This is a genomic window from Brevundimonas sp. P7753 (assembly GCF_013386595.1).
In the GTDB taxonomy this organism is placed as follows: Bacteria; Pseudomonadota; Alphaproteobacteria; order Caulobacterales; family Caulobacteraceae; genus Brevundimonas; species Brevundimonas bullata.
In genome coordinates this window covers 1-19,552 of the sequence record NZ_JACARP010000007.1, presented here as the reverse complement: position 1 = coordinate 19,552, position 19,552 = coordinate 1, and the positions used below count along the sequence as shown (strand labels likewise).

Annotated in this window: 25 protein-coding genes; 17 read left to right on the top strand and 8 right to left on the bottom strand. The window is 68.2% G+C overall.

Annotated elements, in window-relative coordinates; translation table 11 throughout:
• Positions 1-107: 107 nt before the first annotated feature.
• From HX774_RS01825 to HX774_RS01815, 3 genes are all read left to right on the top strand, one after another.
• On the top strand, positions 108-1,322 hold the full coding sequence (locus HX774_RS01825) for an acyltransferase family protein (protein WP_178823735.1): 1,215 nt from the start codon (positions 108-110) through the stop codon (positions 1,320-1,322).
• 64 nt (positions 1,323-1,386) lie between these two features.
• Complete coding sequence (locus tag HX774_RS20255; protein WP_178823734.1) at positions 1,387-2,025, top strand: hypothetical protein; 639 nt, start codon at positions 1,387-1,389, stop codon at positions 2,023-2,025.
• A 4-nt stretch (positions 2,026-2,029) separates the two neighbouring features.
• Positions 2,030-2,335, top strand: a complete 306-nt coding sequence (locus HX774_RS01815; protein WP_114818680.1) for a transcriptional regulator — start codon at positions 2,030-2,032, stop codon at positions 2,333-2,335.
• Between the two features lie 99 nt (positions 2,336-2,434).
• On the opposite strand, the gene HX774_RS01810 is transcribed toward HX774_RS01815, so the two are convergent.
• The 3 genes from HX774_RS01810 to HX774_RS01800 form a co-directional block, all read right to left on the bottom strand.
• Complete coding sequence (locus HX774_RS01810; protein WP_178823732.1) at positions 2,435-2,866, bottom strand: GreA/GreB family elongation factor; 432 nt, start codon at positions 2,864-2,866, stop codon at positions 2,435-2,437.
• 34 nt (positions 2,867-2,900) lie between these two features.
• Complete coding sequence (locus tag HX774_RS01805) at positions 2,901-3,074, bottom strand: hypothetical protein (RefSeq protein ID WP_162790716.1); 174 nt, start codon at positions 3,072-3,074, stop codon at positions 2,901-2,903.
• Between the two features lie 280 nt (positions 3,075-3,354).
• A complete protein-coding gene (locus HX774_RS01800) occupies positions 3,355-3,645 on the bottom strand; it encodes a hypothetical protein (protein WP_178823730.1) in 291 nt (96 codons plus the stop codon).
• Here HX774_RS01800 and folP point away from each other — a divergent pair.
• Positions 3,637-4,452 (top strand): dihydropteroate synthase, encoded by an 816-nt coding sequence (gene folP, locus HX774_RS01795; protein ID WP_255499891.1) that lies wholly within the window; start codon positions 3,637-3,639, stop codon positions 4,450-4,452. The genes HX774_RS01800 and folP overlap by 9 nt on opposite strands.
• Position 4,453: 1 nt before the next feature.
• Here folP and HX774_RS01790 read toward each other — a convergent pair whose 3' ends face one another.
• From HX774_RS01790 to HX774_RS01780, 3 genes are read right to left on the bottom strand one after another with little or no spacing between them, the layout of a single operon-like run.
• Positions 4,454-4,846 (bottom strand): VOC family protein, encoded by a 393-nt coding sequence (locus tag HX774_RS01790; RefSeq protein WP_178823728.1) that lies wholly within the window; start codon positions 4,844-4,846, stop codon positions 4,454-4,456.
• 1 nt (position 4,847) lies between these two features.
• Complete coding sequence (locus HX774_RS01785; protein WP_178823726.1) at positions 4,848-5,408, bottom strand: SRPBCC family protein; 561 nt, start codon at positions 5,406-5,408, stop codon at positions 4,848-4,850.
• Entirely contained in the window at positions 5,405-5,716 is a 312-nt protein-coding gene (locus HX774_RS01780; RefSeq protein WP_178823724.1) for a helix-turn-helix transcriptional regulator, read from the bottom strand. Before HX774_RS01780 ends, HX774_RS01785 begins: the two co-directional genes overlap by 4 nt.
• 81 nt (positions 5,717-5,797) lie before the next feature.
• Here HX774_RS01780 and HX774_RS01775 point away from each other — a divergent pair, with 81 nt between their 5' ends.
• The 3 genes from HX774_RS01775 to HX774_RS01765 all read left to right on the top strand — a co-directional run bounded on the left by HX774_RS01775 (position 5,798) and on the right by HX774_RS01765 (position 7,671).
• Positions 5,798-6,139: a multidrug efflux SMR transporter gene (locus HX774_RS01775; protein ID WP_178823722.1), complete on the top strand. Its 342-nt coding sequence runs from the start codon at positions 5,798-5,800 to the stop codon at positions 6,137-6,139.
• The gene (gene thiD, locus HX774_RS01770; protein WP_255499889.1) at positions 6,139-7,029 is read left to right on the top strand and encodes a bifunctional hydroxymethylpyrimidine kinase/phosphomethylpyrimidine kinase; all 891 of its coding nucleotides are present in this window, start codon (positions 6,139-6,141) and stop codon (positions 7,027-7,029) included. Before HX774_RS01775 ends, thiD begins: the two co-directional genes overlap by 1 nt.
• Positions 7,030-7,098: 69 nt before the next feature.
• Positions 7,099-7,671, top strand: coding sequence for a nucleotidyltransferase family protein (locus tag HX774_RS01765; protein WP_178823720.1), 573 nt, complete (start codon positions 7,099-7,101; stop codon positions 7,669-7,671).
• 194 nt (positions 7,672-7,865) lie between these two features.
• Here the strand turns inward: HX774_RS01765 and HX774_RS01760 are convergent, their stop codons facing one another.
• Complete coding sequence (locus HX774_RS01760; protein ID WP_178823718.1) at positions 7,866-8,240, bottom strand: hypothetical protein; 375 nt, start codon at positions 8,238-8,240, stop codon at positions 7,866-7,868.
• A gap of 253 nt (positions 8,241-8,493) precedes the next feature.
• Here HX774_RS01760 and HX774_RS01755 point away from each other — a divergent pair, with 253 nt between their 5' ends.
• Genes HX774_RS01755 through HX774_RS01745 form a run of 3 tightly spaced genes read left to right on the top strand, consistent with a single transcriptional unit; the run spans position 8,494 to position 10,974 of the window.
• Positions 8,494-8,844 carry a hypothetical protein gene (locus HX774_RS01755; protein WP_178823716.1) on the top strand — a complete coding sequence of 117 codons (351 nt, stop codon included), beginning with the start codon at positions 8,494-8,496 and terminating at the stop codon, positions 8,842-8,844.
• A complete protein-coding gene (locus HX774_RS01750) occupies positions 8,845-9,519 on the top strand; it encodes a response regulator transcription factor (protein WP_178823714.1) in 675 nt (224 codons plus the stop codon). It abuts the gene before it with no gap.
• A gap of 6 nt (positions 9,520-9,525) precedes the next feature.
• Positions 9,526-10,974 (top strand): sensor histidine kinase, encoded by a 1,449-nt coding sequence (locus HX774_RS01745; RefSeq protein WP_114818692.1) that lies wholly within the window; start codon positions 9,526-9,528, stop codon positions 10,972-10,974.
• A gap of 61 nt (positions 10,975-11,035) precedes the next feature.
• Here HX774_RS01745 and HX774_RS01740 read toward each other — a convergent pair whose 3' ends face one another.
• Entirely contained in the window at positions 11,036-11,785 is a 750-nt protein-coding gene (locus HX774_RS01740; RefSeq protein WP_178823712.1) for a hypothetical protein, read from the bottom strand.
• Positions 11,786-12,580: 795 nt separating this feature from the next.
• On the opposite strand from HX774_RS01740, the gene HX774_RS01735 reads away from it, so the two are divergent.
• The 7 genes from HX774_RS01735 to HX774_RS01705 all read left to right on the top strand — a co-directional run.
• Positions 12,581-13,873 carry a S41 family peptidase gene (locus HX774_RS01735; protein ID WP_178823710.1) on the top strand — a complete coding sequence of 431 codons (1,293 nt, stop codon included), beginning with the start codon at positions 12,581-12,583 and terminating at the stop codon, positions 13,871-13,873.
• A 15-nt stretch (positions 13,874-13,888) separates the two neighbouring features.
• Positions 13,889-14,344 (top strand): MarR family winged helix-turn-helix transcriptional regulator, encoded by a 456-nt coding sequence (locus tag HX774_RS01730; RefSeq protein ID WP_114818591.1) that lies wholly within the window; start codon positions 13,889-13,891, stop codon positions 14,342-14,344.
• Between the two features lie 91 nt (positions 14,345-14,435).
• Positions 14,436-15,800 carry a hypothetical protein gene (locus tag HX774_RS01725; RefSeq protein ID WP_178823708.1) on the top strand — a complete coding sequence of 455 codons (1,365 nt, stop codon included), beginning with the start codon at positions 14,436-14,438 and terminating at the stop codon, positions 15,798-15,800.
• Between the two features lie 17 nt (positions 15,801-15,817).
• Positions 15,818-16,633, top strand: coding sequence for a c-type cytochrome biogenesis protein CcmI (gene ccmI, locus HX774_RS01720; RefSeq protein ID WP_178823706.1), 816 nt, complete (start codon positions 15,818-15,820; stop codon positions 16,631-16,633).
• A 33-nt stretch (positions 16,634-16,666) separates the two neighbouring features.
• On the top strand, positions 16,667-17,158 hold the full coding sequence (gene ccmE, locus HX774_RS01715) for a cytochrome c maturation protein CcmE (RefSeq protein WP_178823704.1): 492 nt from the start codon (positions 16,667-16,669) through the stop codon (positions 17,156-17,158).
• Positions 17,155-19,140, top strand: coding sequence for a heme lyase CcmF/NrfE family subunit (locus tag HX774_RS01710; protein ID WP_178823702.1), 1,986 nt, complete (start codon positions 17,155-17,157; stop codon positions 19,138-19,140). Before ccmE ends, HX774_RS01710 begins: the two co-directional genes overlap by 4 nt.
• The coding region (locus HX774_RS01705; RefSeq protein WP_178823700.1) for a cytochrome c-type biogenesis protein at positions 19,137-19,552 on the top strand (416 nt) is incomplete at its 3' end. The genes HX774_RS01710 and HX774_RS01705, both read left to right, overlap by 4 nt.

Below are 19,552 nucleotides of genomic sequence, written 5' to 3'. Positions count from 1 at the left end.
CACCCAACCCTCCCCCCTTGAGGGGGAGGGCTTTGCAACTCTCACAGACTAGTCTGTAATTTAGACTAGTCTGTGAGATATGGCGTTATCCGAAACAGGAGGGCGCCATGACGGCATCCGCATTCGACCAAGGCGAACGGCTTCACGGACTGGACGGGCTGCGGGGCGCGGCCCTGCTGCTGGGGGTGGTGCTGCATGGGGCCCTGTCCTTCTTTCCGAGCCAGATATGGATCGTGGGCGACGACCAGACCTCGGTCTGGGCCAACAGCCTTTTCTTCGTCATCCATCTGTTCCGCATGGCGAGCTTCTTCCTGATCGCGGGCCTGTTCGGCCACATGATGCTGAAGCGGCGCGGGATGGCGGGCTTCATCAAGAACCGGCTGATCCGCATCGCGGCGCCCCTGGCGGCCTTCTGGGGGCCGGTGATGGCGGGGATCGTGGCGGTGCTGGTGTGGAACGCCTCGCTGCACGGTCTGACGGCGGCGGATGCGCCGCCGCCGCCGACCTATGACTGGACCAATATCCCGCTGACCCATCTGTGGTTCCTGTGGGTGCTGCTGTGGTTCTATGCGGCCCTGGTGATCGGGCAGGCCGTCCTCAGCCGGTTGGACCAGGCGGGCGCTCTGGGGCGTGGTCTGGACCGAATGGCGGGCGGGCTGATCGGGCCGTGGGGGCCTTTGGTGTTGGGCGCGCCCCTGGCCCTGGCCCTGTGGCTGGAGCCGAACTGGATCGCCTTCTTCGGCATTCCGACGCCGGATGCGGGGCTGGTTCCCGAAACCTCGGCCCTGGTCGGCTTTGGTCTGTCCTTTGGCATGGGGGTGCTGCTGGATCGCCGTCGCGACCTGCTGGCGAAGATCGAAGGCTGGACGCCGGTCTATCTGGGGCTGGCGCTGGGGGCCGGGACGACGGCGCTGATGCTGTCGGGCGGGCCGACGCCGGTGTTGACGCCGATGACCGAGCCGGCGGCCAAGGCCATGACGGCGGCGGCCTTTGGCGTGGCGACCTATGCCTCCATGTTCGCCGTGGTCGGACTGGCCTTGAAGTTCTGGTCGGGACATAGCGCGCTGCGGCGTTATCTGGCCGACGCCTCCTACTGGATCTACATCGTCCATCTGCCGCTGGTGATGGCGGCGCAGGTGGTGGTGCAGGACTGGGCCATGGTCTGGCCGATCAAGCTGGCCGTCGTCGTGGTCGGCGTCATGGCCGTGTCGCTGGCCAGCTATGAGCTGATGGTGCGTCACGGCGTCATGGGGCGCTGGCTGAACGGGCGGCGCACGCCCTGGCGTCGGGCGCGCGTCAGCGTGCCGGTCGCCGCCGAATAGCTTGCCAACCTTGGCGGCTGCGTCCATCCGAAGGGGGCAGCCGCGTCGCGCCAGGAATCACCCGATGACCGACAAGTCCCGCACGCCCGAAGCCGACCTCGCCTTCATGCGCTCCATCGTGGAGGGGAGCGGGCGGCCGCCCATGACCCTCGCCATCTGCTATCTGGCGGGGGGGCTGCTGTACGGCCTGCAGTGCCTGTTCCACATAGGCCAGGTGGTCGGGCTGATCCGCTGGCCCGATCTGGCCAATCTGATCTTCGTAGTCGGCATCACCACGGCCTTTCTGGCGGTGCTGACCTGGGCCATCCTGAAGGACCGCAAGGCCGGGCCGTCCAACCGGGGACCGCTGGCGACGCGGGTCATGAACGCCGCCTTCAACGCCACGGGCATGGCCAATGCGGCGGTGGTCATCGTCTTTGCTGTCGGGGCGGTGCGGGATCAGGATTTCGCCGTCTGGCTCTATTACGCCGCCATCGTCTTCGCCCTTCAGGCGGCGGCCTGGTATGTGGCCTGGGTGCTGAAGAAGAAGGGCTGGATGCTGGCGGTGTCGCTGGGCGGATGGGTGACGGCGGTGGCCCTGGGCGTGCTGGTGCGCCAGCCGATGGCCTATCTGGGGGTGTGCACCCTGGCCCTGTTCCTGCTGTTCGCCCTGCCGGGCTGGGTCATGTTCCGCGACGCGCGCGCGAGCGTCAGGGCCGCCTGACGCCATGGGACTGGCGGACGACTTTGGACGGATCGACGAGGTCATCCACGGCCGCATGCGGCTGGGGATCATGGTCTATCTGGCCGATGTCGAAGCGGCGGACTTCACCGAGCTGAAGACGGTGCTGGAGGCGACCCAGGGCAATCTGTCGGTCCACCTGAAGAAGCTGGAAGAGGCGGGCTATGTCGCCATCAGCAAGAGCTTCGTGAACAACAAGCCCCTGACCCGGATCGCCATCACGCCCGAGGGGCGGACGGCGTTTGCGGCCTATCTGGAGGCGCTGGGCGGGTTGATCGGGCGGAAGGGCTGAGGGCCACCGGAGAGGGGCGCGCCGACACCCCTCATCCGTCTCGCTTCGCGAGCCACCTTCTCCCACAAGGGGAGAAGGGTTTTACCAGCGCAGCGTCTTTCAGTGGGGGGCGGACTCGATCGGGTCGGCGTCTTCCACCAGGACGGGGGTCAGTTTGCGCACGGCGCCGGTCGGGTCGGGCCAGTTGATCGACTGGCCTTCGGTCAGGCCGATCAGGCCCGCGCCGACGTGCGACAGGATCGAGACGCGCCCGGCGTCGATGTCGGCCTGGTGCGGCAGGACCAGCTGGACGCGGCGGACCTCGGGGTGGCGTTCATCGGCGTAGTGCAGCCAGCGATTCAGGCCGACAGCGCCCTTGGGCAGGTCGACGGCCTTGCAGACCTTGGCGCGGTCCAGCTCCTGTTGCAGCAGGCCGGCGGGGCCCGTGCCCGGCAGGTCGCCGACCAGGCGGTCCAGGGCGTCGAAATCCTCCTGGCTGAGGATGATGGCGGGCAGGGCCGGAGGGCGGCCGCGGGTCTTGGCGGTGGTCATGTCGATTCTCGATGTGAAGAAAGGGAAGAAGGGGTCAGGCGGCCGAGGGGCCGTCGTCGTCGTCGCTCTCGTCGCCTATGTCGTCATAGGGGGGCGCGGGCTCGGGCGAGGGCGTGGGCGGCGGCGTCGCGGGGCGCCTGAAGGGAATGATGTCGGCCCCGCGCGTGGGCGCAGCGACGTCCTGGGGATCGTCTTGACGATGGGTCATGACATGCGTGTTCGCGGGCGCCGATGGGGCGAACGCGATCCTGATTGGTGAAGACTAGGGAAAAAGCGAAGCAACGCGCCCCGTAGCGGACGACAGCAAGCTGGCCGCTACGGGTTAAAGGCCTTCGACGCGGCGACCTGCGTGGGTGAGGCGTCGAGCCTGGCTGACGAAACGTTCCATAGTGGGTAGAGGCTGGGCCTCAGCGCGCGGAAAGTCAAACCGGCGCCCCGGGAGTTCTTGTCGCAGTTAGCCGCACGTTTTGGTGAGGGGGCGTTTGCCGCTAGCCCTCGTCCGCATCGTAGGCGCCTGCGTGATAGAGGTAGAGGGTCACTTCATCAGCAAAGCCCTGTGCCCAGACGATGGCATCCGCGACCGAAATGGAGGTGCGAACTGCATATGTGTCGCCAAGTTCGACTGAGGCAGCGGGATTAGCGTTGTCGTGCGTCCCTTCGACATCGGGATTGTGATTATCGTGCCAGGTGGCTTCTGCTACGGCGTCGATCGTTCGCCACAGGTGCAGGTTGGTTCGGCGATCGAGAATATTCGTGATCATGGAGTGACGATGGCGCATCAAACGACCCGTGTCATGGGCATCGTCAATGTGACGCCCGACAGTTTTTCCGACGGCGGGCGGCTGGCGACGCAGGAGGCGGCGCTGGCCCATGCAATGCGGCTGATCGAACAGGGTGCAGACGTTCTGGACATCGGCGGCGAGAGCACGCGACCGGGGTCCGAGCCGGTCAGCGAGGATCAGGAGATCCTGCGCACCCTGCCGCTGATCTCGGCGCTGCGGGCGCGCTGGGGCGGGATGATCAGCATCGACACCATGAAGCCGGGGGTGGCGCGGGCGGCGGTCGCGGCTGGCGCGACCATGTGGAATGACGTGACGGCGCTGATGCATGATCCCGACAGTCTGGCGACCGCCGCCGAGCTGGGGTGCGCCGTAGTGCTGATGCACATGAAGGGGGCGCCCAAGACCATGCAGGACGACCCGCGCTATGACGACGTGACAGCCGAGGTGGTCGCCCGTCTGGCGGCGCGGGCCGAGGCGGCGATGGCCGCAGGGGTGGCGCGCGATAAGATCTGGCTGGACCCCGGCATCGGCTTCGCCAAGACGACGGACCACAACCTGACGCTGACGGCGCGGCTGGAGGCCCTGGTCGATCTGGGCTTTCCGGTGCTCTACGCCGCCAGCCGCAAGCGCATAATTCAGGGCGTGGACGCGACGGCGGTGGAAGCCGGCGACCGGCTGGGCGGGTCGCTGGCTCTGGCGCTGGAGGGGGCACGGCGCGGGGCGCGGATGGTCCGCGTCCACGACGTGCGCGAGACGGTGCAGGCGCTGAAGCTACAGGCGGCGGTGGCGAACGCCGCCTGCTGACCTACTCCAGGTTCAGCTGCCAGGAGACGCCGAAGCGGTCATTGACCCAGGCGAAACGGCGGCTGAAGCCGTAGTGGCCGGGGGGCATCAGGACGGCGCCGTCTTGTGACAGGGCGGCGGCGAGGCGGTCGACCTCGGCCTCGTCGCGGCAGAGGCGGAACAGCGACATCGACGGGGTGAAGTCGAAGGCGTGGCGGATAGTGCTGTCGTTGGCCAGGACCTCCAATCCCTCGATCAAGAGGCGGGCCATCATGATCAGGCCGTCGCCGCCGGGCGTTCCGGGGGGATAGAGCTGGCTCGACAGGATGCGGGTCTCGGGCAGGGTGGCGACGTAGAAGTCCAGGGCTGGGGCGCACTGGCCGTTCTGGAACATCAGGAAGGGCGTGGTGGTCATGTCAGGTCTCCGGTTTTCCGGCGACCGCCGCCGCATAGGCGTCGCGCAGGGCGGTCCAGCGGGGCCAGCGCCACGGATGGGCCGCGCTGCGGGCGGCGTCACCCAGCCCCTCCATGTGATGATGCCAGCCGGCCAGGGTGTTGGCGATGTTGGATTCCCAGTCGCGCGGCATGCGGTGGATCAGGGTCAGGCAGGTGCCGTCGCCGTCGGGCGTCAGCCGCCAGGAGACGACCGAGTCGGCGCCGCCGAAGGTGTGCTCGAAGCGGGTGAAGGGCTGGAAGACCAGGACCTCATTGGCCTGTCGGCGGACTTCTGGGGTGTCGGGGAATTTCTCGGTCGCGGGCTGGCGGAAGTTCAGGTCCATGTGACCGCCGGGGCGAGGGTCGATCACGGCCTCGGCCAGCCAGCAGGCGAGGCCCTGCGGCGTCGTCAGGGCGGCCCAGACGCGCTGCGGCGAATGGCGCAACCGGCGCTCGAAACGGATTTCGTAGCCGCCGTCGATCTCATGCCATCGGCCCTGATCCTTGGCCAAGTCCGGTGTCGGGGTCAGCGTGTCGGTCATTGCGGAAACTCCTTGTCGAGGTGGTTTTCAAGGGCGTCGAGGCGGTCGACCCAGAAGCGGCGATAGGGCTGCAGCCAGGCGTCCAGTTGGGCCAGGGGTGCGGGGTTGAGGCGATAGAGGCGCCGCTGGGCGTCCTTGCGCACCGTGACCAGGCCCGCCTCGCGCAGCACCGACAGGTGTTTGGATACGGTCGGCTGGCTGATGGGCAGGGCGTCGACGAAGTCCCCGGCGGGGCGTTCGCCGTCGGCCAGCATGGCGATGATGGCCATGCGGTGCGGTTCGGACAGGGCTTGCAGGGCGAGGTTCATTAATATCGTCTATCGACTATATAGTTATATGTCAATGTAAAGGGCGTTGCCTCTGTGGCGGGCTTGGGTCATGCAGCCGACATGTCCTGGCTGATGTCATTGAATCCGTGGTTGGTGCTCGTGGTGGCGGGCCTGTTCGAGGTCATGTGGGCCTCGGGCATCAAGTATGTCGGCGTGCAGCGGCCGCTGCTGTCGCTGGGCGTGGTGCTGGCCCTGATCGCCAGCATGGTGGGGCTGTGGATCGCCACGCAAAAGCTGCCGGTGGGGACGGCCTATGCGGTGTGGACCGGGATCGGCGCCGTGGGCGCGGCCGTGGTGGGCGTCGCCGTCTATGGCGAGCCGGCGACGGCGGTGCGGGCGGTGTGCATCCTGCTGATCGTGGCGGGTATTGTCGGGCTGAAGCTGTTTTCGGGAGCGCACTGATGACCCCTCAAGCAGACGACCGCCGCGCGGGCGGCGATAGGGAAACAAAGACCCCTCAAGCAGTCTCCGACCGCGTCGGAGACGATAGGGACCAAAAGAGAGGCCGGGTTCTCATTCTCGCCGGGTCGGACTCCGGCGGCGGGGCGGGGGTTCAGGCCGACATCAAGGCGGTGACCATGCTGGGCGGGTTCGCCGCCACGGCCATCACGGCTGTCACCATCCAGAACACCCTGGGGGTTCACGGGGTCTATCCCCTGCCGATCGACGTGATCGAGGCCCAGGCCAAGGCCGTGCTCGACGACATCGGCGCCGACGCCCTGAAAACGGGCATGCTGGGCTCGGTCGAGGTGGTCGAGGCGGTGGCGGGGCTGATCGACTATGCTGACAATGTGCCGACGGTGGTGGACCCCGTGATGATCGCCAAGGGCGGTTCGCCCCTGCTGGAGGATCGCGCGGTCGAGGCGGTGCGGCGGCTGATGGTGCCGCGCGCGGCGCTGCTGACGCCCAATGCGCCCGAGGCCGAGGCCCTGACCGGGATCGCGGTCGCCGATCTGGACGGCCAGCGCCGGGCGGGCGAGGCCCTGTTGGAGATGGGCGCGCGGGCCGTGCTGATGAAGGGCGGCCATGTCCCGGGCGAGACGGTGATCGACCTGCTGCTGACCCGCGACGGCGAAACGGTTCTGGAGAGCGAACGCATCGACACGCGCCATACCCATGGGACCGGCTGCACCCTGGCGAGCGCCTGCGCGGCGGGGATCGCCAAGGGCCTGCCGCTGCAGGTCGCGGTGGCCGAGGCCTGGGCCTATGTCGCCGAGGCGATCCGCCGGGCGCCGGGTCTGGGCCAGGGGCATGGGCCGCTGGATCACGGCTGGCCGCTGCGGGGACGCTAGCTTTTTCCTCCCCATGACATGGGGAGGAAAGAGGTTGGCGGGCTTTCGGAATCGCCTTCAGACGGCGCCATGACCTTAGAGACCCGACTGATCGAGATTGTTCGCGCCGACGCAGGCCTGATGCATGTGTTGAGCGTGATGCGGGACCTGGACCTGCCGGACTGGCGGCTGTTTTCGGGGGCCGTCTATCAGGCGGTGTGGAACGCCCAGACGGGGCGGGCGACCGGCTATGGGATCAAGGACTACGACATCGGCTATTTCGATCCCGACACCTCGTGGGACGCCGAGGATGTGGTGATCAAGCGCGTCGCCGCGGCCTTTGACGAGCCGGTGCGCGAGCAGGTCGAGGTCAGGAACCAGGCGCGGGTCCACATCTGGTTCGAAGGGAAGTTTGGCGAGCCCTATGAGGCGCTGGCCTGCACGGATGAGGCGCCGGCGCGGTTCGTGGCGCCGGCCTTCGCCGTGGGGGTGCGGCTGGAGAAGGACGATACGATCAGCGTGGTCGCGCCGTTCGGGCTGGAAGACGTGTTCGACCTGATCATCCGGCCCAATCCCGAGCGGGGGCTGGCCAAGGGCTGGGACAGGGTCATCGCCAATGCGCGCGGGCGCTGGCCGGAGGTTGAGGTGGTGGAGCCGGGCTGATCTCGGTCGTCATCCCGGCCGAAGCGTAGCGGAGAGCCGGGACCGCCAAAGACGCTGCGCTTCCTGCGGTCCCGGATAGCCCTGCGGGCTTCCGGGATGACGGCTGAGGATACGAAAAGGGCGCGACCCTTGCGGATCGCGCCCCTCGGCAGGGCCTCTGACAGGGAGGGGTGAGGCCCCGGTTGGCTCAGCCCTTAGTGGCGACGGCCGTTGTGGTCGTTGCGCTCGTAGCGGACCTTGGCCGACAGGCGGTCATAGCGACGGTCCAGGTCCTGGCGTTCCCAGCGGGTCAGGCCGCCGCGCTGATACTGGCGCTCCAGACGGACCAGGCTGTTCAGTTCGTCCTTCAGGCGCGAGGCCTCGCGGGAGCTGAGCTGGCGGGTACGGACGCCCTGATCGATGCGGCGGTCGAGGTTGTACTTGCGCTGGGCGATGGCGTTCCAGCCGTTGTAGTTCTGCTCATAGGACGGGCCGCGCGAGGGGCCGTGGCGGTCGTAAGACTGGGCGGCGGCGGGCAGGGCGGCCGAGGCGACAGCGACGGCCAGGGCGGGGATCAGCAGCTTCTTCATGGTCTTGCTCCTTTGGATCGTCGCAACCGGATGGGCTGCGTTGACCCCAAGAGACCACCCGGCGGCTGAGCCGCATCTGAACAGCGCGTTTCAGACAGCGTTCATCAGCATGAGAACTTCGTCATGTTCGTTCCCGTGGGTCTTATGGGCGACAGCGACGGAGAATCCGCGTCGGCGCGTTCCTTGTCCGGATGAACAGCGATAGACTGCGCGTTCAGCCCCTGTTCAGAGGCCGTCTTCTAGAAATCGAACCATGATGCGTATTCGAGCCCTCCTGCTGGCCGGCCTGATCGCCCTCGTCCCCGTTGCGGACGCGGCGGCCCAGTCGCGCGGTCGAGACCGGGATCGCGACGACGACCGTCGCGAGCAGCCCCGGAACTATCCGGGTCAGGGGCTGCGCGATGCGCCCCGCTCGGCGCCTCGATCCTCGCCGCGCGTCGACCCCGGCGACATCGCGCGTCGCGTCCAGTCGGGCCGTCCCGGCCGGATGCTGGGCGTGCAGGAGCGCGGCGGCGACTATGTGGTGCGTTGGGAATATCCGGGCGGTCGCGTGTCGGACATACAGGTTGACGGCCAGTCCGGCCGGGTTCGCGGAGACGACTGAATGCGGGTGCTGCTTGTCGAGGACGACGTCGATCTGTCGCGCCAGCTGAAGACCGCCCTGGGCGACGCCGGATACGCCGTCGACCACGCCCCAGACGGCGAGGAGGCCTGGTTCCTGGGCGACACCGAGCCCTATGACGTGGTGGTGCTGGACCTGGGCTTGCCCAAGATCGACGGCGTTTCGGTGCTGGAGCGCTGGCGCCGCGAGGGCAAGACGACGCCGGTGCTGATCCTGACGGCGCGCGGCGCCTGGTCGGACAAGGTGGCGGGCTTTGACGCCGGGGCCGACGACTATCTGACCAAGCCCTTCCATACCGAGGAACTGCTGGCCCGCCTGCGCGCCCTGCTGCGGCGCTCGGCCGGCCATGCGGCGGCGACCTGCGGCGGTCTGAGGCTCGACCCGCGCGCGGCGCGGGCGACGGTGAACGGCGAGCCGCTGCGGCTGACCTCGCTGGAGTACCGCCTGCTGCACTATATGATGATGCATCAGGGCCGGGTCATCAGCCGGACCGAGCTGGTCGAGCACCTGTATGATCAGGACTTCGACCGCGACTCTAACACCATCGAGGTCTTCGTCGGGCGGTTGCGGAAGAAGATCGGGTCGGACCGGATCGAGACGGTGCGGGGCCTGGGCTATCGCCTGTCGCCGCTGGCCGGCGAGAGCGACGCGGCCTGATTTCGGATGATCGACGCTGGGGCGGCTGAAGCGCCCGCCAAGCCTGAGAAAAATGAATGGGGCCGCTGGTTCGGCCGTCCGGGAAAGTCGCTGACACGGCGGCTGATCTGGCTGGCCTCGGCCTGGATTCTGGTGGCCCTGCTGGTTACGGGGGTTGTGCTGACCTCGGTGTTTCAGGAATCGGCGCTGCGGCGACTGGGCAACACCCTGAGCGACACCATCGACGAGGCGGTGGTCGCCGCGACGATCACGCCCGAGGGCGAGGTCTTCGTCGGCGAGATTCAGGACGCGCGCACCCAGCGCCTGCTGTCCGGCAAATACTGGATGGTGGCCGAGCAGGGCCCGGACGGGCAGTTGCAGGTGGTGGCGCGCTCGGCCTCCCTGGGACAGACCGATCTGGAATACGCGCCCGATCTGGGCGGGCGGCTGAAGGCGGCGTTTGGCCAGACCATCAGCTACAACGCCGACGACGGCCCCAAGGGCGAGCCGTTGCGCATCGCCGCCAGCATGAAGCAGCTGCCAGGGCGCACCGCGCCGGTGGTCTTCTTCGCCGGGATCGACCGCTCCGACATCGACGCCGATACGCGCCAGTTCGCCACCGTGACCTGGGTGGCCATGCTGCTGCTGGGGGCGGGTCTGGTCTCGGCGGTCTTCATCCAGGTGCGGGTGGGCCTGCGCCCCCTGTTCGACCTGCGCGACGAGATTTCGGACGTGCGCAAGGGCCGCTCGCACCGGGTCGGGGGCGTCTATCCGCTGGAGATCCAGCCCCTGGCCGAACAGGTCAACCGGCTGCTGACCCACAATCAGGAGACGGTGGAGCGCCAGCGCACCCACGTCGGCAACCTGGCCCATGCGCTGAAGACGCCGCTGGCGGTCATGCTGGCCGAGGCGGGGACGAGCGAGGGCGTCCTGCCCGACATGGTGCGCAAGCAGACCCGGGTCATGCAGGACCAGGTCGATCACCACCTGCGCCGCGCCCGCGCCGCCGCCCGCGCCGCCCACGGCCTGGGCGAGCGGACCCCGGTGGGCGAGGTTCTGGACGAGCTGGCGGTCATGCTGGAGCGGGTGTTCGAGACCAAGGGGGTCGAGATCGACTGGCGGGCGCCCGACGAGCTGGCCTTCCTGGGCGAGCGTCAGGATTTGCAGGAGATCTTCGGCAACCTGATCGAGAACGCCGCCAAGTGGTGCAAACGCCGGGTGCGGATTTCAGCCGGGGCCTCGGTGCCCGGCCAGATGATCGTCGTGGTCGAGGATGACGGGCCGGGCCTGCCCGCCGACCAGCGCGACGCCGCCCTGAAACGCGGTGCGCGGATGGACGAGGACACGCCGGGGACCGGCCTGGGCCTGTCCATCGTCGAGGACCTGACGCGGGCCTATGGCGGGCGCGTCACCCTGGCCGACAGCGAGATGGGCGGGCTGAAGGTGCTGCTGGAGCTGCCGGCGGCGGAGGCCTAGCGCCGTTTACGCCGTGAGCGGTCGGGCTGAAGGTCTGGCAAGGGTGGAAAGGGGCGTTGGCCTAATGCTCAACGTATCCTTTCACATCGGGCGTGAAATCACTTGGGTCGAAATTGATCTGGTTGACCCAAACTGTAAGGACCTCATGGGTCTCTCGGTCGTAAATCGTAAAGTCCCCTCCAATTCTGCAGTACGTCTTGTAGCAGATGCGAGGTCGCCACCCTGATTTCGTCCTTTCGGACTCAGGTATGCCAGCTTGATCCATAATCAAACCAGAGGACAAGTAGCGCGCCTTGAAACCTGGATTTTCGGGCATCGCATGAAGTACCTGGACGTTCGCGAGGCGATCATCATAGGCCGTATCGAGGTTTCGGATGTAGCGTCCGCAGACGAAGTCTCCGGTAGCGGTAGCGGTAGCGCAGTTCGTGCGGACGTCCCGGCAAGGGCTCTCTTGACCGATCACCACGATTGCTCCCCCCGGCGCGGCCCCGCAGTCGGAGCCATCATCCAGTTTGAAGACACGGACGACCACTCCGCTGAAATGTTGGGGAAGGAGATTGCTTTTTTCCCCTCCGCTCCCACCGCGAACGCCGCCTGTCAAAACCAAATCGTATAGACCTGGGAAAGTGTTCTTCAGGCGTGGTGCCGACGGCTGACGGCCTGTGAAAACGAGTGGCGAACCCGAGATGATCGTCCTGCTTTTGATCAGGTCTTGAGTGGAATAGACAACCGCCCGCAATGGGTGATCGGCGTTGTCGAATAACACAGTGTCGAGCGAACCTGGGTAACCTGTGTTTGACGGGGCATCCATAGGTTCCTTCTCATAGAGCCCTCGCTTAGGCGTCGTGGTCCAACGGCAGGGCTGTAATGCCCCAACAATTAGAACAGACCCGTTCGGGTACTTGAGCCAGTGTCGATCACCAACCGAATCTACCCCGAGGCTGCCGTTAATGGCATCCGTAGTGTCCATGATTTTGCAGCGATAGCGCTGCGTTTGGGTTCTCACTGAACCATTGGGCATCCGAAACTCAATCGTGCTCGAAACCGTGTAGGTTTCTGGAAACAACCAGCTGCGAAGCGTCCTCGGCCCACAGGCGGTCAACGAGGAAGCGGCCAGAATGATAGTCAGCAGCCTTCCCAATCGGAACGGGACCGACCTGCATGATGCCGTACTGAAATTCACTGACCGAACCCCGACTAAAGACAGCCCACAGCCGTCAAATCCTAAAGCGCCGTTCTGCGCTATTGGCGGCTTTAGCGAGCAAAGTTCAGATGTAGAAGGCTTAATCCAACCGTGAGCCTCAATGCCCGAAGAGGGGCGATTACGGCCTTGGGCTTCGGCGCCGACAGCGGACATTAGCCTTTAGGTGGGGGAGCGGCGGCCAAATCATACGCCAGTTCGAGTGGACAGGGCATGGCGCCTCGCTCTGGTGTTGCGTTTATACGTTGAGGGGCAGGGCGCCGTTCTTGCCTTCCCAGATCGGTTTGAGCGCGGCGGCTCGCCGTCTCCGCTTGCCCAGCACGGGCTATTCGGTCGGGCGAAGGGGGTTTGACATCGCCGATTTATACAACATATTGCGCAATATATTTCATGATGGGGTCGATGATGAAGACTCGCGCTTTCCTTTCGCTGCTGGTGGTCTTCGGTATAGGGGCGGCGCCGGTTGGGGCGCAGACGCTGGATCAGGGGGCGCAGCGGGAGGTGGTGGCGCGCCTCGATACGGCGCTGAAGCAGAACTACGTCTTTCCTGACCGCATCCCCGCCATATCGGCTGAGCTGGAGCGACGGGTGCAGGCTGGGCCGGTCGAGGCCGGGGCGTTTGCAGAGACCCTGTCGCAAGGGATGGTCAAGGCGAGCGAGGACCTGCATTTCTCGGTGGCCTTTGATCCCGAGGAGGTTGCCGCTGACCGCCGGGCGAAGGCGGGCGGCGAGACCAGCACCCAGGCGCAGCGTGACCGGGAGCGCGGCGCCAATTTCGGATTTCGTGACGCGCGTCGGCTGGACGGGGACCTGGCCTATGTTCGCTTCGACTTCTTCGCCGATCCGCAATTCGCCCAGGAGACGGCGGCGGCGGCCATGCGGTTCGCTGAAGGCGCCAAGGGGCTGATCTTCGACCTGCGCTACAACAACGGCGGGGTGCTGGAGATGGCGCAGTTCCTGATGAGCTACCTCTATCCGGCGGGCAAGGATCAGGCCTTCTTCGACTACAACTACAATGACAAGGGCGTGCAGTTGGCGCGAAGCCAGTGGAGCCTGCCCGCCGTGCCTGGGCGGCGTTCGGGAGATATTCCCGTCGTGGTTCTGACCGGATCGACGTCGTTTTCCGCCGCCGAGTGGATGGCGTTTTCGTTGCAGCGTCTGGGGCGGGCGACCGTGATCGGGGAGCAGACCGCCGGCGGGGCGCATCCTGTGACCCGCGTGCCGGTCGACGACCGCTTCATGTTGCAGGTCCCGTTCGGCCAGATCCGCGATCCGATCAAGGGGCAGGACTTTGAGGGCGTCGGCGTGACTCCCGATCTGGCGGTCCCGGCCTCGGACGCGCTGCTGGTCGCGCAGAAATTCCTGCTGCAGAGCCGGGCGGAGGCCGGCGACGCGGACGCCAGATGGGCGCTGGTTCCGGTCGAGCTGGCGCTGGCGGGTCAGGCGCCGAGCACGGCGGATATGGACGCGGCGGCCGGGGCCTATGAGGGGCGGACGCTGGTTCGCACGCGGGGCGGTCTAGCTTATCACTGGCGGGACCGCTTCGTCCTGGCGCTCGATCCGATAGGCAAGGATCTGTTTGCGGTTCAGGGAACGGATGACTACCGCTTCCGGCTGGTGCGGGTCCGCGGCGCCGTCGCCGGACTGGAGCGCCTGGAGAAGTCTGGCGAGACGACAAGCTATCGTCGCCTGGATTGAGGAGGCGTCAGACGAATGATCGAGTTGAACCGCACCTATCTGGGCCGTCTCAGCGAGCAGCTGAGCGAACTGATCGAGCAGCAGTCGGCCGAGGTGTTCAAGCGCGCCGGTCTGGTCATTCCGGTCAAGTCGTCGTCCCTGATGATGGCGATCGCGACCTTGGGCCCGGTCTCGGTCGCCGATCTCGGGCGGGCGCTGGATCGCTCGCATCAGCTGATCCAGCAGAAGATCCCCAAGCTGGTGAAGCTGGAACTGGTCACGCGCCAGCCCGATCCTGAGGACCAGCGGGTGAGCTTGATCGCGATCACGGACAAGGGACGCGAACAGCTGGCCCTGCTGGACAGTCTGGATGGCGCGTTCGAGCGCGCCTATGACGAGATGGAGCAGGAGGCGGGGCCCGTGTTCGACGCGATCAAGCGGGCCGTCCAGTCCCTGAAGGCGCGTCCTCTGGTCGAGCGAATGGACGTCTGAACGTCTTCGCGGCGCGGCAAAATCCCCTGTTAACCCGAAGGGCGCACCCTTGGTCCCGTGGCCGGGATTCGGTTTGGCCGGAGGAGTGTGGATGGCGGACCTGTCGGTCGCGCAAAGGGCTGCTCTGGCCCAGCTGATCGCCGCTTGCCCGGATCATCTGCTGTCCCAGCTGGAAGCGCTGGCGGCGGCGATGACGGGGGATCGGGCGTGGGCGCTGCGCGACATGGTCGAGGCGGAGGGGCTGGATCGGCGTCGGCGCGACGCGGCCTTTGCGCCGCTGTCGCCGTTGTTCCGGCCGCGCGCCGACGGGCTGGAGGGGCTGAGCTTTCCGAGCGGCGTTCCGGCGCGGCTGTGGCGGCTGGCCACGCGCAATGAACCGGAACTGCTGCCGCAACTGGATCGCGACGACGAGCTGTCGCGCATGGTGGCGGATCGGTTGTGCCTGAGCGCGGCCTCGGCGGTGCGGGATCAGGGCGAGAGCCTGTGGGCCGAGGCGACGGCGGATCAGGTCGCGGAACTGGCCGCCTGTTTCGATCTGGCCGGGCTGACGCGGCGCTGTCTGGACCATCTGGAGGCCTGGATGGGCCGACCGGGGTCGGCGGCGACGGCGGAGCTGAAGCTGGCCCTGCGGCAGGCGGCGAGCATCGCGCCGGACGGGGCGGAGCGGCTGATGGAGATATTGTTCGCCCATCTGTCGGACGCGCGGATGATGCTGAGGGTCGTGGCCCACGCTACGCCGGTGGCGGGGCGCGAGACCTTTTTGGGCGAGAGCGAGCTGGCGGCCTTCATCGACCGGGTGGTGACGGCGCTGGCGCACCGTGCGGCCCAGGCCACGGCCTTTGACCCGACCGCCGAGGGCGCCGACCCGGCGACGCTGAAGGCCGATCTGGACTGGTGCGCCGAGACCCTGTCGGAGATCGACGTCAGCCTGCCGCTGCGCAGCGACAGCGCCTGGGGCAAGGCGGTACGGCAGGCCCGGCTGAAGATCGCGCTGCGGCTGTCGGAACTGTTCACGGCGGCGGAGCGGGCGGCGGTCGCCGTCCTGCCGGTCGAGCGCACGGCCCTGGTCGGACGAATGACCCGGCCTTCGCCAAGGCTGGATCAGCCGGTCGATGCGGCGGCGGCGGCGCGGGCCAAGGCCCTGCTGGCGGTGATCGGTCTGGTGCGCGGCCCGGCGGCGGTGTTCGGCTGCGAGGCGGAACGGCGCCAGACGGCGGAAGGCCTGACCGGGCGGCTGGCGACCTGGGCCGACGAGGCCATCGAGCGGCTGAACGACGGCGAGGCGGCGGACGAGGGGATCGCGCGCAAGCGTATCGCCCTGACCGCCGAACTGCTGGGCCAGATCGGCGCGCGCGAGGCGCAGCGGACGGTGCGGCGGCGGCTGACGGTGGCCGGTGCGCCGCCCAACGTCGCGGTTGAGGCTGCGACCTCGGGAGCCTCGCGTCGGCGCGCCTGATCCGCTAGAGGGCGGGCATGACGATCTTCTGGATCATGACGGGACTGGCGGCGGCGATGGCCGGGCTTCTGGTGTTGGCCGGCGCGCGGCGCGGGGCGGATGCCGAGGCTGTGGTCGACCGCGAGGCTGGCGCGCGCGAACTGGCTGAGCTGGACCGGCTGAAGACACGCGGCCTGCTGGACGAGGCGGGCTGGACTGCCGCACGAGCCGAGGCGGGGCGGCGGCTGCTGGCCGCGCGTCGCGATGCGCGGGCGCCGACGGCGGGATCAAAGGATCGGGTCTGGGTGCTGGGCGGGATCGGCCTGACGGCGGCGGCGTCGCTGGCGCTCTATCTGGGGATCGGCGCGCCGGGCATGGCGGATCAGGCCTATGAGACGCGGGTGCGGGACTGGGCCTCTTCGCCCGAGACGCTGGAGCCGGCGCAGGCGGCGGCGGTCATCGGCCGCATCGTCAAGGATCGGCCCGACGACCATCAGGCCCTGGTCATGCTGGGCGCGGCCCGGTTCGAGGCGGGCGACCCCATCGGCGCGGCCTCGGCCTTCCGCCGGGCGCTGGCGATCAAGCCGGACGACGCCCAGAGCTGGGCGCGGCTGGGCGAGAGCCTGGTGCGGGCCAATGAGGGCGCGGTCGGCGGCGACGCCGAGGCGGCCTTTGTCGAGGCCTTGAAGCGCGACCCCGATCAGCTGGGCGCGCGCTACTTCCTGGGCGAGGCGGCGCTGAAGCGCGGCGACAAGGCCGGGGCGGCGGCGGTCTGGGGGCCGCTGATCGCGGCGCTGGAGCCGAACGATCCGCGCCGGGCGGACCTGCAACAAAGACTGGGCGGGGCCGGATGAGCCTGCGCCGCAACCCTTCTGTGATGTCCTGACATGAGCTGGCTTCCCAAATCGCCCAAGGCGCGGCGGCGTCTGTGGATCGTGGCCGCGGCGGCGCCGGTGCTGGCCCTGGCGGTCGGCCTGTCGCTGTGGGCCATGAAGGACAATGTCACCTACTTCTTCTCGCCGTCCGAAGTGACCGAGGCGGCCGCGCCGGTCGGGCGGGTGATCCGTCTGGGCGGGCTGGTCGAGGCCGGCAGCGTGGTCAAGGGCGCGGACGGGATAGTGGTGTTTGTTGTCACCGACAATGTGGGAACCTCGACCGTCAGCTATCACGGCGATCTGCCCGATCTGTTCCGCGAAGGGCAGGGGATCGTGGCCCAGGGCGCCTTCCGCCCTGACCGCGTGTTTGAAGCCAGCCAGGTGCTGGCCAAGCATGACGAGACCTATATGCCGCGCGAGGTCGCCGACCGTCTGAAGGAAAAGGGCGAGTGGCGGCCCGAGACGGGCGAAGCGCCCCCGAGCCAAGCGAGCCGCAGCCTGTGATCGTCGAACTGGGGGCGTTCGCGCTGATATTGGCCTTGGTTCTGGCCGGGCTGACCACGGTGCTGGCCACGGCGGGTCGGCTGAGGCTGAGCCCGGTGCTGGCGGGGGCCGGGGGCGGGGCGCTGATCGCCTCGGCGGCGGCGACGGCCTTGGCGTTTGCGGCCCTGATCTACGCCTTCGCCGTGTCGGACTTCTCGGTATCGAACGTGGCCATGAACAGCCACACCGACAAGCCCATGCTCTACAAGGTGGCCGCCGCCTGGGGCAGCCACGAGGGGTCGCTGGTGCTGTGGTGTCTGGTCATGACCGGCTTCGGCGGGGCGCTGGCGCTGGCGCGCGGCCTGCCGTTCGGGCTGAAGACCTCGAGCGTGGCGGTGCAGGGCGCGCTGTCGACGATGTTCCTGGCCTTCGCCGTCTTTACGTCGAACCCTTTTACGCGGCTGGACCCGGCCCCGGTGCAGGGCGCGTCGCTGAACCCCCTGTTGCAGGACCCGGCGCTCGCCTTCCATCCGCCGCTGCTCTACGCGGGCTATGTCGGGTTTTCGGTCTGTTTCTCGCTGGCGGTCGCCGCCCTGATCGAGAAGCGGGTCGATCCGGCCTGGGGGCGCTGGGTGCGGCCGTGGGCGCTGGCGTCGTGGGCGTTTCTGACGGTCGGCATCCTGCTCGGGTCCTTCTGGGCCTATTATGAGCTGGGCTGGGGCGGCTGGTGGTTCTGGGACCCGGTCGAGAACGCCAGCTTCATGCCGTGGCTGGCGGGGGCGGCCCTGCTGCACTCGGCTATCGTCACCGAGCGGCGCGGGGCGCTGGCGGGGTGGACGGTCTTCCTCGCCATCCTGGCCTTCACCTTCTCCATGCTGGGGGCGTTTCTGGTGCGCTCGGGCGTGCTTACCAGCGTTCACGCCTTCGCCGTCGATCCCGAGCGGGGCATGATGCTGTTGGCCATCCTGGGCGTGGCGGCGGGCGCGGCCTTCATCCTGTTCGCCTTCCGCGCCCCGGCCATCCGGTCGGGCGCGGCATTCGCCCCGATCAGCCGTGAAGGCGCGCTGGTGTTGAACAACCTCTTCCTGACGGCGGCGGCGGCGACGGTGCTGCTGGGGACCCTGTACCCGCTGATCCTCGAGGGGCTTTCGGGGGCGACCATTTCGGTGGGGCCGCCCTATTTCAACGCCACCTTTGTCCCGCTTCTGCTGGTCGCCTGTCTGATCCTGCCCGCGGGGCCTCTGCTGGCGTGGAAGCGCGGCGACCTGAAGGGGGCCTTGCAGCGGCTGTGGCTGGCGGCGGGTCTCGCGGTCGTGGCGGCGTTCGCGGCCTTCCTGCTGTTCGAGCCGAAGAAGGCGCTGGCGGCGGCGGGACTGGGCGTGGGGGCCTGGCTGATCCTGGGGGCGCTGGCCGAGGTCGGCGTGCGCACCAAGGCGTTCCGGGCGCCGGTGGCTGAGACCCTGCGCCGCGCCAAGGGGCTGCCGCTGGGGGCCTGGGGCATGACCCTGGCCCATGCGGGACTGGGGGTCTTCATCCTGGGGGCCGTGGTCGAGACCAGCTTCAAGGCCGAGGCGGCTGCGGCCGTGCCTCTGGGCGGCGTGGTGTCGTCGGGGTCGTGGCGGGTGAGGCTGGACGCGGTCGAGGTGATCGAGGGGCCGAACTATCTGGCCGAGCAGGGGCGACTGACGGTCATGCCGGTCGACGGGAGCGCGGTCGAGCGCGTCGTCACCGCCGAGCGCCGCTTCTTCCCGGCGGGCGGGCAGACGACGACCGAGGTCGGGCTCGATTTCCGCGGACTGGACGACGTCTATGTGGTCATGGGCGAGCGGGCGCGGTCCGAGGACGGCGAGCAGGCCTGGACGGTGCGGGTCTATTACAATCCGTGGGCGCGGCTGATCTTCCTCGGCCCGGCGATCATGGCCCTGGGCGGGGTGCTGTCTCTGATGGATCGGCGGCTGCGGGTCGGGGCGGGTTCGCGGCGCAAGACGGAGGTCAAGGCGTGAGACGGCTGGCGTCTCTGACGGCGGCGATGGCTCTCGCGGCGGGCGCGGCCATGGCCGAACCGCCCCCGGCGCCGGATCGGCCTCTGCCGGACGCGGCGCAGGAGGCGCGGGCGCGGGCCCTGTTCGGCGACATCCGCTGCGTCGTCTGCCAGCACGAATCCATCGCCGACAGCCCGGCGGGCATCGCCGCCGACATGCGCCGTCTGGTGCGCGAGGAGATCGCGGCGGGCAAGAGCGATCAGGCGGTGCGTCAGGATCTGGTGCGGCGTTACGGCGACTATGTCCTGTTCCAGCCGCCGGTGCGGGCCGGGACCTGGCTGCTGTGGTTCGGGCCGTTCGCTCTGGTGCTGGGGGCGGGGGCGGTGTTCGTGTGGCGGGCGCGGCGGCGGCGGGTCGAGGTGCAGCCTCTGAC

Coding starts and splice junctions, on each gene's coding strand:
- HX774_RS01825 (WP_178823735.1), top strand. CDS start 108: ATGACGGCATCCGCATTCGACCAAGGCGAACGGCTTCACGGACTGGAC.
- HX774_RS20255 (WP_178823734.1), top strand. CDS start 1,387: ATGACCGACAAGTCCCGCACGCCCGAAGCCGACCTCGCCTTCATGCGC.
- HX774_RS01815 (WP_114818680.1), top strand. CDS start 2,030: ATGGGACTGGCGGACGACTTTGGACGGATCGACGAGGTCATCCACGGC.
- HX774_RS01810 (WP_178823732.1), bottom strand. CDS start 2,866: ATGACCACCGCCAAGACCCGCGGCCGCCCTCCGGCCCTGCCCGCCATC.
- HX774_RS01805 (WP_162790716.1), bottom strand. CDS start 3,074: ATGACCCATCGTCAAGACGATCCCCAGGACGTCGCTGCGCCCACGCGC.
- folP (WP_255499891.1), top strand. CDS start 3,637: ATGGCGCATCAAACGACCCGTGTCATGGGCATCGTCAATGTGACGCCC.
- HX774_RS01800 (WP_178823730.1), bottom strand. CDS start 3,645: ATGCGCCATCGTCACTCCATGATCACGAATATTCTCGATCGCCGAACC.
- HX774_RS01790 (WP_178823728.1), bottom strand. CDS start 4,846: ATGACCACCACGCCCTTCCTGATGTTCCAGAACGGCCAGTGCGCCCCA.
- HX774_RS01785 (WP_178823726.1), bottom strand. CDS start 5,408: ATGACCGACACGCTGACCCCGACACCGGACTTGGCCAAGGATCAGGGC.
- HX774_RS01780 (WP_178823724.1), bottom strand. CDS start 5,716: ATGAACCTCGCCCTGCAAGCCCTGTCCGAACCGCACCGCATGGCCATC.
- HX774_RS01775 (WP_178823722.1), top strand. CDS start 5,798: ATGTCCTGGCTGATGTCATTGAATCCGTGGTTGGTGCTCGTGGTGGCG.
- thiD (WP_255499889.1), top strand. CDS start 6,139: ATGACCCCTCAAGCAGACGACCGCCGCGCGGGCGGCGATAGGGAAACA.
- HX774_RS01765 (WP_178823720.1), top strand. CDS start 7,099: ATGACCTTAGAGACCCGACTGATCGAGATTGTTCGCGCCGACGCAGGC.
- HX774_RS01760 (WP_178823718.1), bottom strand. CDS start 8,240: ATGAAGAAGCTGCTGATCCCCGCCCTGGCCGTCGCTGTCGCCTCGGCC.
- HX774_RS01755 (WP_178823716.1), top strand. CDS start 8,494: ATGATGCGTATTCGAGCCCTCCTGCTGGCCGGCCTGATCGCCCTCGTC.
- HX774_RS01750 (WP_178823714.1), top strand. CDS start 8,845: ATGCGGGTGCTGCTTGTCGAGGACGACGTCGATCTGTCGCGCCAGCTG.
- HX774_RS01745 (WP_114818692.1), top strand. CDS start 9,526: ATGATCGACGCTGGGGCGGCTGAAGCGCCCGCCAAGCCTGAGAAAAAT.
- HX774_RS01740 (WP_178823712.1), bottom strand. CDS start 11,785: ATGGATGCCCCGTCAAACACAGGTTACCCAGGTTCGCTCGACACTGTG.
- HX774_RS01735 (WP_178823710.1), top strand. CDS start 12,581: ATGAAGACTCGCGCTTTCCTTTCGCTGCTGGTGGTCTTCGGTATAGGG.
- HX774_RS01730 (WP_114818591.1), top strand. CDS start 13,889: ATGATCGAGTTGAACCGCACCTATCTGGGCCGTCTCAGCGAGCAGCTG.
- HX774_RS01725 (WP_178823708.1), top strand. CDS start 14,436: ATGGCGGACCTGTCGGTCGCGCAAAGGGCTGCTCTGGCCCAGCTGATC.
- ccmI (WP_178823706.1), top strand. CDS start 15,818: ATGACGATCTTCTGGATCATGACGGGACTGGCGGCGGCGATGGCCGGG.
- ccmE (WP_178823704.1), top strand. CDS start 16,667: ATGAGCTGGCTTCCCAAATCGCCCAAGGCGCGGCGGCGTCTGTGGATC.